The 12,614-nt window shown below is 57.6% G+C and carries 12 protein-coding genes; 2 read left to right on the top strand and 10 right to left on the bottom strand.

Annotated elements, in window-relative coordinates; translation table 11 throughout:
* Positions 1-6: 6 nt before the first annotated feature.
* The 8 genes from BM323_RS15410 to BM323_RS15375 all read right to left on the bottom strand — a co-directional run bounded on the left by BM323_RS15410 (position 7) and on the right by BM323_RS15375 (position 7,570).
* Positions 7-1,395 carry an FAD-binding oxidoreductase gene (locus BM323_RS15410; protein ID WP_008108713.1) on the bottom strand — a complete coding sequence of 463 codons (1,389 nt, stop codon included), beginning with the start codon at positions 1,393-1,395 and terminating at the stop codon, positions 7-9.
* A gap of 88 nt (positions 1,396-1,483) precedes the next feature.
* Positions 1,484-2,284, bottom strand: a complete 801-nt coding sequence (locus tag BM323_RS15405) for an ABC transporter permease (RefSeq protein WP_008110749.1) — start codon at positions 2,282-2,284, stop codon at positions 1,484-1,486.
* Entirely contained in the window at positions 2,281-3,114 is an 834-nt protein-coding gene (locus BM323_RS15400; protein WP_008110747.1) for an ABC transporter ATP-binding protein, read from the bottom strand. The genes BM323_RS15405 and BM323_RS15400 overlap by 4 nt, the downstream gene beginning before the upstream one ends.
* Entirely contained in the window at positions 3,111-4,082 is a 972-nt protein-coding gene (locus BM323_RS15395; protein ID WP_008110746.1) for an ABC transporter substrate-binding protein, read from the bottom strand. Before BM323_RS15395 ends, BM323_RS15400 begins: the two co-directional genes overlap by 4 nt.
* Before the next feature lie 9 nt (positions 4,083-4,091).
* Positions 4,092-4,970, bottom strand: a complete 879-nt coding sequence (locus tag BM323_RS15390) for a creatininase family protein (protein ID WP_091004106.1) — start codon at positions 4,968-4,970, stop codon at positions 4,092-4,094.
* 14 nt (positions 4,971-4,984) lie between these two features.
* Positions 4,985-5,440: a RidA family protein gene (locus BM323_RS15385; RefSeq protein WP_061719502.1), complete on the bottom strand. Its 456-nt coding sequence runs from the start codon at positions 5,438-5,440 to the stop codon at positions 4,985-4,987.
* Positions 5,430-6,629 carry an amidohydrolase family protein gene (locus tag BM323_RS15380; protein ID WP_008109631.1) on the bottom strand — a complete coding sequence of 400 codons (1,200 nt, stop codon included), beginning with the start codon at positions 6,627-6,629 and terminating at the stop codon, positions 5,430-5,432. The genes BM323_RS15385 and BM323_RS15380 overlap by 11 nt, the downstream gene beginning before the upstream one ends.
* Positions 6,626-7,570, bottom strand: a complete 945-nt coding sequence (locus tag BM323_RS15375; RefSeq protein WP_139221438.1) for a PDR/VanB family oxidoreductase — start codon at positions 7,568-7,570, stop codon at positions 6,626-6,628. The genes BM323_RS15380 and BM323_RS15375 overlap by 4 nt, the downstream gene beginning before the upstream one ends.
* A gap of 146 nt (positions 7,571-7,716) precedes the next feature.
* On the opposite strand from BM323_RS15375, the gene BM323_RS15370 reads away from it, so the two are divergent.
* Complete coding sequence (locus BM323_RS15370; protein ID WP_008109635.1) at positions 7,717-8,637, top strand: LysR family transcriptional regulator; 921 nt, start codon at positions 7,717-7,719, stop codon at positions 8,635-8,637.
* Between the two features lie 664 nt (positions 8,638-9,301).
* On the opposite strand, the gene BM323_RS15365 is transcribed toward BM323_RS15370, so the two are convergent.
* The gene (locus BM323_RS15365; RefSeq protein ID WP_081530086.1) at positions 9,302-10,636 is read right to left on the bottom strand and encodes a glycoside hydrolase family 10-like protein; all 1,335 of its coding nucleotides are present in this window, start codon (positions 10,634-10,636) and stop codon (positions 9,302-9,304) included.
* 165 nt (positions 10,637-10,801) lie between these two features.
* Between BM323_RS15365 and BM323_RS15360 the strand changes: the two genes are divergently transcribed.
* A complete protein-coding gene (locus BM323_RS15360) occupies positions 10,802-11,128 on the top strand; it encodes a hypothetical protein (protein WP_008107499.1) in 327 nt (108 codons plus the stop codon).
* Between the two features lie 32 nt (positions 11,129-11,160).
* Here the strand turns inward: BM323_RS15360 and gabP are convergent, their stop codons facing one another.
* Positions 11,161-12,555 carry a GABA permease gene (gene gabP, locus BM323_RS15355; protein ID WP_008107497.1) on the bottom strand — a complete coding sequence of 465 codons (1,395 nt, stop codon included), beginning with the start codon at positions 12,553-12,555 and terminating at the stop codon, positions 11,161-11,163.
* Positions 12,556-12,614: the final 59 nt, after the last annotated feature.

The following is a 12,614-nucleotide window of genomic DNA, read 5'->3' as shown; positions in this document are numbered from 1 at the left end:
TAATGCTCAATTAACACCCGAAATATGCACTTCCGGCAGCGTATCCCGCACTTCCCAGCCACGTAATTTGCCCGGGTTTAATAAATTATGCGGATCGCAGGCGCGTTTCATCGCCACCACATCGGCACGTACCATGCCTTGTTTGCCGTCTTCAATATGAATTACATGCGGATTATTTATCTTCACGCCGTTCGCGCGGTAAATATCCATAATTGCGTTAAGGCGATCTTCGTCCTGATAACGTACCAGCGGCAAACCGCTACAGGTAATGGTGCCATTCATATCACGCAAGAATTCAATGTGCGACATCACTTCATCAGATAATTGCGATTCTAAAGCGACAGCCTGCTGCTGATAGTTATCCGCCGCATAGGCGGTTTGCAGATAGGTCAGTGTCTTGTCGATTTTCAGCGCCTGCAACGTGGTATGGTTCCAGCAATATTCGATCAGCGAATGGCCGCTGTTTTCCCCTTCGGCAAAATGCAGCGCGTTGCGGCCCGCATGTTGGGTGAGAAGTGCAGGTAACAATCCATCGCTTTCGCTGCCAACCACAGAAATTACGCCATGCTTACCCGCCACATCGGCATCGGCCAGATCGCTGAAGTAATCGAGCACTGGCGCAGCGAACACCGCGATTTGTCGTTTCACCATGCCTGGCGATCGCGCAATCGCATCGGCAAAGGCCATTGCCGCCGCGAAATCATTAAAGATATCCAGACGTTCGATCCAGTCGTGACGCGGTGCCAGCGCAAGTTCGATCTCCAGCACAATGCCGTTGCTGCCATACGCGTGATGCAGCAGCAGCGCATCCGGCGCTTGTAGGGTGATAATGCGCGGCGTCTCTTCCATGGTCATCAGCCGCACCGACAACACGTTACCCGGCGCGGCCAGCGGACCGTAATTGATGGAACCCACGCCGCCAAATCCGCCGCCAAACAGGCCGCCAAGCGTCGCCAGTTTCCAGGTGGAGGGCATGCAGCGCAGCTCCCAGCCAAGTGGACGCGTATGTGCTTCCAGATCGCCGAGCCGAATGCCCGCCTGCGCGCGCACCGTGCCGTGGCCGACGGCGGTCACCGAGTTGAGGCGTGTCATATCGACCATCACGCCACCGTGCAGCGGAATCAGCTGACCGTAATTGCCGGTGCCGCCGCCGCGCAGATTGAGCGGCACGCGCTGTTTGGTGCAGGCCGCGACGATCAGCGCCAGCTCGTGCTCGTCACGCGGACGCACCGCTAGCTCGGCAAACTTCTCTTCCAGCTGCGGTTTCAGTACCGGGCTGAACCAGTGGAAATCGCGCGACAGACGTTTGACCTTTGGCGCTTCTTTAATCCAGTCAAGTTCAGGCAACGCCGCGACCAGCGCCGCCAGTGCAGACTGGCGATCGGAATCAGACATATTTATTTCCTGTGTTAAAGAGATCACGTAGGGTCGCCATTCATGGCGACCTTCTCACCAGGTCGCCATGAATGGCGACCCTACGATGTTAGTTGGGGCTCAATTCACTCTCATGCCATGCCGCCAGCACGCGGCGCGTCAGCCACGACATCAGCGCGAACAGCAGAAAACCTGCCAGTGAAATCAGCAGCAGCGCGGCAAACATCAGAGGAATATTGAGCTGATAACCTGCCTGCAAAATCTGGTACGCCAGCCCGGTATCGGTGCCGCCGGTGCCGGCGACAAACTCTGCCACCACCGCGCCAATCAGCGACAAGCCGCTGGAGATGCGCAGCGCGCCGAAGAAGTACGGCAGGGCCGAGGGAATACGCAGGCGCAGCAGAATCTGCATGCGCGACGCGTGATTGAGGCGAAAGTAGCTCAGCAATCCCGGTGATACGCTGCGCAGTCCTTGCGTGGTATTGGAAATTATTGGAAACACCGCCATCAAGGTGGCGCACACCACTAACGACAGCGTGGTGTCTTTCACCCAGATGATGATCAGCGGCGCGATGGCGACAATCGGCGTCACCTGCAGGAACACGATGTAGGGAAAAAGGGCGGTTTCAATAAAGCGATTTTGCACCAGCAGAAACGCTACAATCGAGCCGATTACGATCGCCACGGCGAAGGAAATTACGGTGATTTTCAGGGTGTAGAGCAACGACATAAACAGCGTTGGGAAATTCTGTACCAGGCTTTGCGCCACCACTAATGGCGACGGCACCAGAAACACTGGCACTTTGAAGGTGGTGACCAGAAACTGCCATAACAGCAGCATGGCGACCGCGACGATGGCAGGAAACAGCCACTGCTGAAATTGCCGATGGCTCGCTAACGGTTTCATCATTGACTCTCCTTGCTCGCCGCCAGCAGGCCGCGTTGCAGCTGTTGTGCATAGTGCGTGAAATCCTGGCTGACGCGAAACTCATCATCGCGCGGCAACGCTGTTTCAATGCGAATGTCATCCACCACACGTCCCGGGCGCGCCGCCATCATGATCACGCGCTGCGACAGGAATACCGCTTCCTGAATCGAGTGGGTGACAAACACCACCGTCAGCTTCTGCTCCTGCCACAAATCCAGCAGATCGCTGTCCAGTTTGTTGCGGGTGATTTCATCCAGCGCGCCAAACGGCTCATCCATCAGCAGCACTTTCGGGCGCGTGACCAGGCCGCGCGCGATTGACACGCGCATCTGCATACCGCCAGAAAGTTCGCGCGGCAACACGTGACCAAACTGGCCGAGGCCGACCAGTTCGAGGATCTCGCGCACGCGGGTGTCCGCTTCGGCACGCGGCACGCCGGCCAAATCGAGCGGCAGACGCACGTTTTTGTGCACGTTGCTCCACGGCATCAGCGTCGCTTCCTGAAACACAAACGACAGCGGCAGATCGCGTTGGTTTTCGCGACGATCGCGGCGAAACAGCATTAACTTGCCATCGGTGGGCTCAATCAGCCCGGCGATCATTTTCAGCAAGGTACTTTTGCCGCAGCCGGACGGGCCGAGCAGCGAGACAAATTCGCCCTGACGAATGGTGAGATCGACCGGCAGCAGCGCACGCGTGCCGTTGGGATAGATTTTCTCCGCTGACAGCACCTCAATCGCCGGTGGTGCCGCAGAACGCGGCACCGCTTGCGCATCGGGATGCAGCAGCGTCAGATGGCTGGCTGTATTCATGGCAGAACCTTGACGTCTTGAATGAATTTAAGCGTGTAGCTGCCGTCAAACGGCACTTTCGTGGGATCGATCAGTTTGGTATCGACCAGCAGCTGCCAGGTTTGCTTGAGGCGCGCTTCGGTCATGATGCCGATGCCGCCGGTTTGCGCATCGCCGCCGGTCAGCATTTGGTATTTCTTCATCTGCGCGATGCCGAAAGCAATCTGTTCATCGCTCATCTGCGGGTTTTCTTTCTTAATCAGCACGTTGCCAGCGGCGGGATCCTGCAGATAGTTTTTCCAGCCCTGCATCGATGCCTTCACAAACGCTGCCACCGCTGCCGGGCGTTTCTCGATGGTCGATTTCATGCAGACGATGCTGTTGCCGTACGGCGGATAGCCCCAATCGCTGATCGGATAGACATTGGCCTGTGCATTGGCTTTCTGCACCGCAAAAGGTTCGGAGGTGATATAGCCTTGCTGCACCAGATTTTTATCGGCGAGGAACGGCTGAATGCTGAAGGTGTAAGGCCGCACGCGCGCGTTTTTCAGGTTTAGCGCGCTCTGCGCCCACGGCCAATATGAGGTGTAGGCTTCCGCCGCAAGCAGGAAGGTTTTGCCCTGCAAATCGGCCTGATTTTTCACATCAGGATGCGTGAGAAAGGCAATCGCCGAGTGCTGGAAGGTGGTGGCAACCGGCATTGCTTCAACGCCTTGCTGCCAGATTTCCAGCGCCTGCATGTTATCGCTGATGATGCAGTCGGCTTGGCCGGCCGCCATCAGCTGCATGGTATGCACCTGCGGACCGCCCATCTTGATGGTGACGTCGAGGCCAGCATCACGATAGAGATTCTGCGCCTGCGCCTGGTAGAAGCCGCCGTGTTCGGCCTGCGCATACCAGTTGGTCATAAAGGTGAATTTCTCAGCCGCCATGCTCGGGGCCGAGAGTGCCAGCGTAAGCGCGGCAACAGTGCTCAATGTTTTTTTCATCGTTATTCCCTAGCGAGGTGTTAAAAAGGCGGCTGCGTCGTTGTGATCTAATACTTTGCCTTGCCACTGGCCGGTGCCCCACGCCGGTTCGGCGCGAGTTACCCACGTCATCTGATGCACTTCGGTGATCACCTGCGCCCAGCTTTCCGCCAGCGAGTCGAGGATCGCCGCGCCTTGCTCGGGCGTGGACGGCAAAGGATCGCCAATCACACCGCTTGGGCCGAAATCGTAGGATGCCCACGCGGCCATCGGTTTGTTGGTCGAAAGCGTCGGGCAGGGGAATTCCGGCGGATAGTTGGCGACGGCTTTGTCCATTTGCACGGTATCGGGTGCCAGCGCCAGCATTAGCGCAGTTTCCGCATGTCCTGCGTGCATCGCCATCTGCCGCTCTTTGTCATCCATAAAGCTTTCAGCGCAGTTCGGCACTTTGAAAGTGTCTTGCATGATGATGATCATGTCGCCGTGACGCAGACGCAGCTCGCGCGCCGCCATCTGCAACGGCTGCGGCTGGCCGCCGTGGCCGTTAACCATCAGGAATTTGCGGAAACCGGCGCGATAAAGTGATTCACCAATCTCCAGAATGGTGTGCAGCAGGGTTTCGCCGGTCAGCGTCAGCGTGCCGGGAAAATGCAGATGCTCATCCGATTTGCCGTAGGTGATCGGCGGGATGGCGTAAGCGGGGATCGCCGCCGGTAAGCGGGCCAGCGCATGGCCGACCACGCCGGAAGCGATCACGCTGTCCACCGCGCACGGCAGATGCGGGCCGTGCTGCTCAATTGCGCCGGTCGGCAACACGATCACGGTGTTAGCTTTATTCTCCAGCGTGGCGATGTCAGTCCAGCTCAGGTACGGCAAAAAGCGGTTTGCCGGAATATAACCATGCAACATTTCAACTCCTCGTGTTATTGCGGCAACCACGCCGTGGCTTCAACTTCAATCAAGACGTCCGGACTCGGCAGCATTTCGCTGACCTGCACCACGGTCGAAACCGGCGGCGCATCGGGGAAAAATTGCTTACGCACCCGGCTGTAATGGGGGAAATGGTCGAGGTTGCGGAAGTACTGCACCAGTTTGAAGACATCGCTCATCTGGCCGCCGGCGCTTTCGATGGTGGTGCGGATGCTCTCCAGCACGTACCAGCTCTGCGCCAGAATCGGCCCCTCTTTAATGTCGGTGGAGAACTCGCCGGTGCGGCCAAGCAGTTGTTGTGCAGCGGCGGGAATGTCGTCGTAGCCGCGCACAATGGTGGCGGTTTGCGGGTTCACCGGAATAATGCCGGAAAGGAAAATGAAGTCGCCCGCGCGTCGCCACGCGGCATATTTCGCCAGCGGTTGTCCCGCTCCTGCATCAAGCGCCATCTGTTGTTTCTCCATAACGCACACCCATTTTCAGCCGATAGCGCTGACGTTGCCGCAACGGCCAGCTCGCCACATCGGCATGCGGAAAGATCACTAAATCATTCGCCAGCAGCGCGCGGCGTTGGCAGATCAGCGCTGAAGCCTGATCAAATGCCGCGCCCAGTTGCAGGCTCAGCAAAGCGCTAAACAGCGTATCGAGCGGGTCGTAGCTGCCAAACGGGCAGAACGCGTCCTGCACGTTATCAGCGCCGAGCAGCAGCGGAATGCCAAGCGCCTGCGCCTCTTTCACCAGCGTTAAACCGCGCAAACGCGGCGTGCGGCCAGGCACCGCGTCCTGCAGCAGCAGGTTGGTGAGCGGTAGCGCAATCAACGTCACATTGTGTTGCGCCAGCACGGCCAGAATCTGTTCTGCATCATCCTGCTGCGACAGCGCGCAGCTGTGGCTGCAGGTAATCGCGCCGCTAAACGGATGCTGCTGCAAATAGTGCGCCAGCCAGCGTAATCCCTGCGCCTCGACGTTAAGTTCTTCATCAATATGCAGATCGATATCCAGCTGCCACAGTTCGGCGGCCTGCATCAGATGCTGAAACGCCTGCGCATCCCAGTTGCTGCTGTGAATAAAACCGCCTAACAGCGCGCCGGGACCGCTGGTCGCGACCTGCGCGGCGATATGCTGCGCATCGCTGGCATCGGCGAAAAAGGTCAGTGGCGCGAGGGCGACACGTTCAATGCTGCACAGCGGATGGTGCAGATCGCCAATCACTTGCCACGCTAATGGTGCATCGACGGAGAACCAGTCGATGTGGGTACGCAGCAAACCAACACCGGCTTCCACCGCCCAGCGCAGCGCCTGGCTGGCGCGCTGCTGCAGATCCTCGGCGTTCCAGTGCGCGCGGTCCTGATGCATGGCGGCAATCGCTGCCAGCAAACCAGGCTGCTGCGCCGGGCTGCGCTGGATGGTGAAGGTTTTATCCAGATGCGCGTGCGGCTCGATAAACGCGGGCAGCACCAGCGCACCATTCAGCGGCAGATAATCAGCGGGTGCGGCTGCGCTGTCGGGTTCGAATTGCAGGCCAGCGGCGTGGAAATGTAAGGTCGCCAGCTTCGGTTGATTGTTGGTTTCAGGCCAGTTTTCTGGCAGCAGCCAGCGGGGTAAACGTGCGCCGGTCGCTCCCGGATAGCCGCTCATAGATCCAGCACCAGTAAAGGTGAGCGCGCACGCGAGCAGCACAGCACGATGCAATCATTGGCGGCACGTTCTTGCTTACTCAGTACCTCATCGCGGTGGTCCGGTTCGCCTGCCAATACGCCGGTGATACAGGAACCACACATGCCTTGCTCGCAGGAAAGCGGCAACTCGATACCTGCATTCTCAAGCACTTCAGCGATAGTTTGTTGCTCACCCACGGCAAAGCGTGCACCAGAGGAGGCGATCTCCACCTCGAACGCACCGCATGCCATCACTGACTTTGTGGGTTGGAAGCGTTCGCTGTGCAACTGTGCTTCCGCCCAGCCGAATTGAAACGCGAGCTGCTGCAGATGATCCATAAAGCCCGCCGGACCACAGAACACCAATGCTGCGTTATCTGGCTTAGTGAGATCGTCGGGAACGCTCTGGCGCAGGCTGTCGCCTTCGCTGCTGTAATGAATGACGACACGAGCGCCGAGATTGCTCAGGCGTGCGCTGAAAGCCAACTCGTCGGCGCGTTTCAGGTAAAGGTGCAGGGTAAAATCGGCCTGACGAGCCGCCAGCGTTTCGGCCATCACCAACAGCGGCGTCAAACCGATACCAGCAGCAAACAGCAGCGTGCGTGGCGCCTGCGGCAGCGGGAAGTGGTTGCGTGGGGCGGAAATCTCTAAATCATCGCCGACATTTAACTGCTGATGCAGCCAGCGCGATCCGCCGGTTGAACACTCATCCAGACGCACGCAGATTTCATAGTGATCGGCTGCCGTAGAGCAGAGTGAATACTGGCGTTTACCGCCGTCGGGAATAAGCACATCAATATGCGCGCCGGGCGTGAAAGCCGGTAACGGTTGCCCGCTGCGACTCGCCAGCGTCAATAATACATTGCCTGCACCGTTGAACTGCTTTGCGATGACGGTGACGGCGAAAGGAGTGGATTTCATCATCAATCTGCCTGAGCAGGGATGTCGTCGGCCACGAGGCCGCGCAAACCCTTGTTTTTATCATGGCAGCGATTATTATTTTGCCGTTGTGTAAGCGTCCATCTGTTTAATTCGCATGATGCGTTGCAAAAAAGAGAGCACCCCTTATGTTCGCCTTCTCCCGATTTCTGCTCTATTTCACTGAAGTGGCCCGCCAGGGTTCGCTGCGCAAGGCTTCAGAGGTGCTGCATGTCTCGGCATCGTCGATCGATCGGCAGATTCTACGCGTCGAGGAACAGCTGGATATGCCGCTGTTCGAGCGCCATCCATCAGGATTACGTATGACGGCAGCGGGTGAAATCCTGCTAAATGCGGCGAAAAACTGGCAGCGGGATTTTGGTCGCGTTTGTACGCAGCTGGATGATTTACGCGGATTGCGCCACGGCCATGTGCATATCGCCACCATCGATGCGATTAATCGCGGTTTCTTTTCATCGATCTTGCAGCGCATTCGCAGCGACTATCCCGGCATCTCTTTCACGCTGACCACCATGAGCAACATCCATATCGCCAATGCGTTAACTTCGGGTGATGCGGATTTCGGCATCATGCTCAATCCGCAGAGTTCGCGCGAGCTGCTGGTGAAGTCATTTGCCGATTTACGCCTCGGTATTGTGGTAAGCAGCCAGCATCCGCTGGCCCATCTGGAGTCGATCCGTTTCAGCCATTGCGAATCCTGGCCGTTTATCGTGCCCGCCGCGCCGCTGATGCTGGCCGATCCGCTGGAAGCGCTGATCAACAGTTCGGGCATTAAGATCAGCGAAGTGGCGCGCACCAATAACATTCATATGCTGCGTTCGCTGGTGCGCGATGACGTGGGAATTAGCCTGATGTGCTGGCTGGATATTGTCGATGAATATCGGCGCGGCGAACTGAAGTTTATCCCGCTGATCGATACGGTGCTGAAGCCGTTTACCTTGTCACTTTGCGTGGCGCCGCAGCGCCAGCTTTCGATCGCCGCTTCCATGATGCTGCGCGAGCTGGAGTCGTTTTTTGCGCTGATGCAGAGTGAGGAGCTGCTGGCGTAAATGGTCGCCATGAATGGCGTAATGCCGATCAGTTAAGCACAGAGCGACTTTCGTTCGCCATGTGCTGAGGCAGTTGCAGCACCCTGGTGCGGCGACCGAGCAGAGAGCGCCTGGCCGCGCCCTCTGCACTCCCGGGCCCTGCGCCAGCCCAACCCGCCGCTTCGCGGTGCCTTCACTCATTCACGATTCCTGACGGACCGGCGGCGATTCGCTCCTGCTCAGCGCCACCTCTCGCCGCATCCATGCGGCTCGCCCTGGAATCCCTCACTCGTTCAGCGGGTTCGGATGTCGCCTCAACACCCGCGCTGCTGCAGTAGTGCATTTCCCTGGCTCGCCATCGCTACAAATTCCGTAGGGTTGCCATTTATGGCGACCTGGTGCGCATAAATGCGCACCCTACGAAAAAACCAATTCGGGCACTGTTATCACAGGCGGCGGTGTTCAGCGCCATCCGCAGCGCCGAGCGCAGAGTGACGGCCAGGATGAGCCGACAGGACGTCGGCGAAAGCGCGGATTGCTAAGGTCCGCGCCTTCGGACCTTAACCCGGCCGCCTGCTTCACGCATTCTGAAACTGCCAGATGCTTAGCGGGCGGAATCCCTGCGATGTCAGCGCACTGCTTATCTGACATGCACTACGCCATGAATGGCGACCCTACGATAATGTTAATCGCCCCAACGGTCTCGCAAATAATTCACCGCATCCTGAGTTTGTGGCTGATTCAGGTAATTCTCGCGGAACAATATCGTGCCGTTAATTTGCGGTACTGACTCGTTGAGATCGAGCTGCTTTTTCAGCTCCGGCACGCCGCCACTTACCGTCCAATCCGGTTCGCTTTTCGAGGCTTCGCCGATTTTATACAGCGCCACACCGATATAGAGCCGCGTATGTGTCGGCTTCACTACGTCCGCCCACCAGTTGGCTAACACGTCGTAGCGTGCGGCCTGACGTGCAAACGGCCAGTAAAGCTGCGGCGCGATGTAATCCAATAATCCCATTTGCACCCAGCGACGTGTATCAGCATAGGCTTCGTCATAGGCTGCAGCGCCGCGCGTATCGGAACCCGCCGCATCATGCGACAGATTGCGCCATACGCCCGCCGGGCTGACGCCAAATTCCACGTTCGGGTTCAACTGCTTGATGGTGCGCGACACCTGCTCGATCAACAGCAGCGTATTGTTGCGTCGCCAGTCAGCTTTTGAGGCAAAACCCTGACCATATTGGCGGAACGTGGCGTTGTCGTTGAGAGTTGAGCCGGGCGTTTCGGTATAGAAATAGTCATCAAATTGCACGCCGTCGATTGGATAGTGCGACACCACTTCCGCGACGATGCTGGTGATCCAGTCGCGAGCGGCGGGAATGCCGGGATCGAGAACGAAGCGGTCGCTAGCGGTACGAATCCAGTCACGATGCAGCACAAACACGCTGGCCGGTTGCAGCGCAAGCGTATTGTTCAATGCGTTAACCGTGGACGGTTTGACGTTGGTTGAGACGCGATAAGGGTTGAACCACGCATGCACCTTCATGCCGCGTTTGTGCGCCTCATCCAGCATGAATTTCAGCGGATCGTAGCCAGGATCTTCGCCAATCTTGCCGGTGAGCATATCTGACCACGGCAGGATGCTGGAGCGCCACAGCGCAGTGCCATCCGGTTTCACCTGGAAAAACACGGTATTGATGCCGAGGCTTTTCAGTTTATCCAGCTTGTCGGTCAACGCCTGTTGCTGCTGGTGGATGCGGTTGGCCGGGCTGGCATTTACTGAATTGATAGGCGGCCAGTCGAGGCGTGAAACGGTGGTCAGCCACACGCCGCGCACCGGCTCTTTGCTCAGCGCAGGTTTGGTGGGCATCGGCGGTTTGGTCACCGTCGGCAACGGCGTGACCAGCGATTTCGGTGGCGGCGAGGAGCAACTGGCAAGAGAGAGGGCGACAGCAACGGCAATCAGCGCAGCGGATTTTTTGTAGGTGTTAACCCAGGGAAAACGATGTGAACAGGCTATGGTAAACTCCCTTTTTTGCAACTTTCTGTTCGAAGAGCCTCATTCTCTTATCATGCGAACTAAAGTCAATATAATCGCGCGGTTGCTGAACATTTCCAGGTCGCCATAAATGGCGACCCTACGACAGGCGAGCGCCACCAAACACCATTGAGGAACCCAAAACCTATGCAATACGAAGACCTTTATCGCCGTATCGGCCAGATCATCTTTAGCTGTGGCCCCGAAGGTGCGCGGGAATTGATCGTTCAGGCTGAACTGTTTGCGGACGATGATGGCGGGCAGTTTCAGTTCGATTACATCGATGAAAACGGTGAACCGGATTGGTTTGAACCCGATGCGCGCGCGATTGGCGATCTCTCGGAGGCGCTGAAGGATTTTCAGCAGTACTTCGTGGATAACAACATGACCAACGGTATGCCGGTGTGGCGCAAATGCGCGATTAACCTCAACGTGCTGGAAGAAGCGATTAGCATCGACGTGCAGTACGACTGAGTTCCGCGGCATCCTTGCCCGGAATCAATGCGTTACGAGCGTAACGCCACCATCTCCTCGTTTTTACGCGCCACGCGTTTGCGCTGCACAATGCGGCTGGCGGCAACCACACCCAGCGTTAACAGGCCGGTGGCGATAATCTCTGGACGGTGTTGTTGGTTAAACAGCATGGCAATCAACACGCCGACAATGAACACCATCGTCGCCCACGTCAGGCCAGGGAACAACCACATGCGATAGCTGAGGATTTCGCCGCGCGCTTCGCGCTTTTTGCGCAGCACCAGATGGGATGCGGCGATCACCAGATACACCAGCAACGCAATGGCACCGGAACTGGCGAGCAGGAACTCAAATACTGCGCTTGGCGCCAGATAGTTGGCGATCACCGCGAGGAAGGCGGCCGCCGTAGAAAGCAGCACCGCTACCCACGGCGTGCCGCTGCGGGTGGTGCGCGACGCGATGGCTGGCGCATCTTCACGGCGTGACAGCGAATAGATCATGCGTGATGCGGTATACAGCGCAGAGTTGAGGCAGCTACACACCGCAATTAACACCACCACATCAACAATCTGCTTAGCGTACGGCACGTTCATCATCTGCATCGCCGTCTGGTAAGAACCCGCTTTCATCAGCGACGGCGTATTCCACGGCACCAGCGCCACCACAATGAAAATCGACAGCAGATAGAACAGCGCGATGCGCCAGATCACCGAATTGGTCGCCTGAGTGATTTGCTTCTTCGGCTCGCGCGATTCGGCGGCGGCAATGGTGACGATCTCGGTGCCCATAAACGAGAACATGGTGGTGAGGATCGCCGCCAGCACTGCGCCGATGCCGTTCGGCATAAAGCCTTTTGTATCATAGAGATGTGAAATTCCTTGCGTGCTGCTGCCCGGCATCAAACCGAACACCGCCAAACTACCCGCGCAGAGGAATGCCACAATCGCCACCACTTTCAGCAGGGCGAACCAGAATTCAAACTCGCCATAGTTCTTCACGCTGAACAGGTTGCTGATGGTCAGAAATGAAGTGATCGCCAGCGTGTATTCCCACACTTGAACCTGCGAAAACCACGAATGCAGGATGGTGCCAGCGGCGTTGGCTTCCAGCGGGATCACTAACACCCAGAACCACCAGTAAAGCCAGCCGATGGTGAAGCCGGCCCAGCGGCCCAGCGATTTGTCGGCGTAAGTGGAGAAGGAGCCGGAATCGGGTGACGCCACCGCCATTTCAGCCAGCATGCGCATAATCAGCACCACCAACGCGCCCGCAGCGATGTAGGCCAGCAATACCGCCGGACCGGCTTCGGCGATCGCATGACCTGAACCAACAAACAATCCGGCACCAATCACGCCACCAATCGATAACATCCGCACATGACGCGGCTTCAGGCCTTGCGCCAGTACATCGGCATTCTGTGAACTCATCAATATTTCTCCAAAGCGTCTCTCAGGCCGCGCCACGCGCAACCGGGTTACAACAGGTG

The sequence above is a fragment of the Pantoea sp. YR525 genome (assembly GCF_900116775.1).
GTDB lineage: Bacteria > Pseudomonadota > Gammaproteobacteria > Enterobacterales > Enterobacteriaceae > Pantoea > Pantoea symbiotica.
Note: the sequence above shows the minus strand (reverse complement) of the source record. Positions and strands in the feature narration are given on the sequence as shown.

What these genes read in the sequence shown, in the direction of transcription:
- BM323_RS15410 (WP_008108713.1), bottom strand. Translation starts at nt 1,395, where the DNA reads ATGTCTGATTCCGATCGCCAGTCTGCACTGGCGGCGCTGGTCGCGGCG.
- BM323_RS15405 (WP_008110749.1), bottom strand. Translation starts at nt 2,284, where the DNA reads ATGATGAAACCGTTAGCGAGCCATCGGCAATTTCAGCAGTGGCTGTTT.
- BM323_RS15400 (WP_008110747.1), bottom strand. Translation starts at nt 3,114, where the DNA reads ATGAATACAGCCAGCCATCTGACGCTGCTGCATCCCGATGCGCAAGCG.
- BM323_RS15395 (WP_008110746.1), bottom strand. Translation starts at nt 4,082, where the DNA reads ATGAAAAAAACATTGAGCACTGTTGCCGCGCTTACGCTGGCACTCTCG.
- BM323_RS15390 (WP_091004106.1), bottom strand. Translation starts at nt 4,970, where the DNA reads ATGTTGCATGGTTATATTCCGGCAAACCGCTTTTTGCCGTACCTGAGC.
- BM323_RS15385 (WP_061719502.1), bottom strand. Translation starts at nt 5,440, where the DNA reads ATGGCGCTTGATGCAGGAGCGGGACAACCGCTGGCGAAATATGCCGCG.
- BM323_RS15380 (WP_008109631.1), bottom strand. Translation starts at nt 6,629, where the DNA reads ATGAGCGGCTATCCGGGAGCGACCGGCGCACGTTTACCCCGCTGGCTG.
- BM323_RS15375 (WP_139221438.1), bottom strand. Translation starts at nt 7,570, where the DNA reads ATGAAATCCACTCCTTTCGCCGTCACCGTCATCGCAAAGCAGTTCAAC.
- BM323_RS15370 (WP_008109635.1), top strand. Translation starts at nt 7,717, where the DNA reads ATGTTCGCCTTCTCCCGATTTCTGCTCTATTTCACTGAAGTGGCCCGC.
- BM323_RS15360 (WP_008107499.1), top strand. Translation starts at nt 10,802, where the DNA reads ATGCAATACGAAGACCTTTATCGCCGTATCGGCCAGATCATCTTTAGC.
- gabP (WP_008107497.1), bottom strand. Translation starts at nt 12,555, where the DNA reads ATGAGTTCACAGAATGCCGATGTACTGGCGCAAGGCCTGAAGCCGCGT.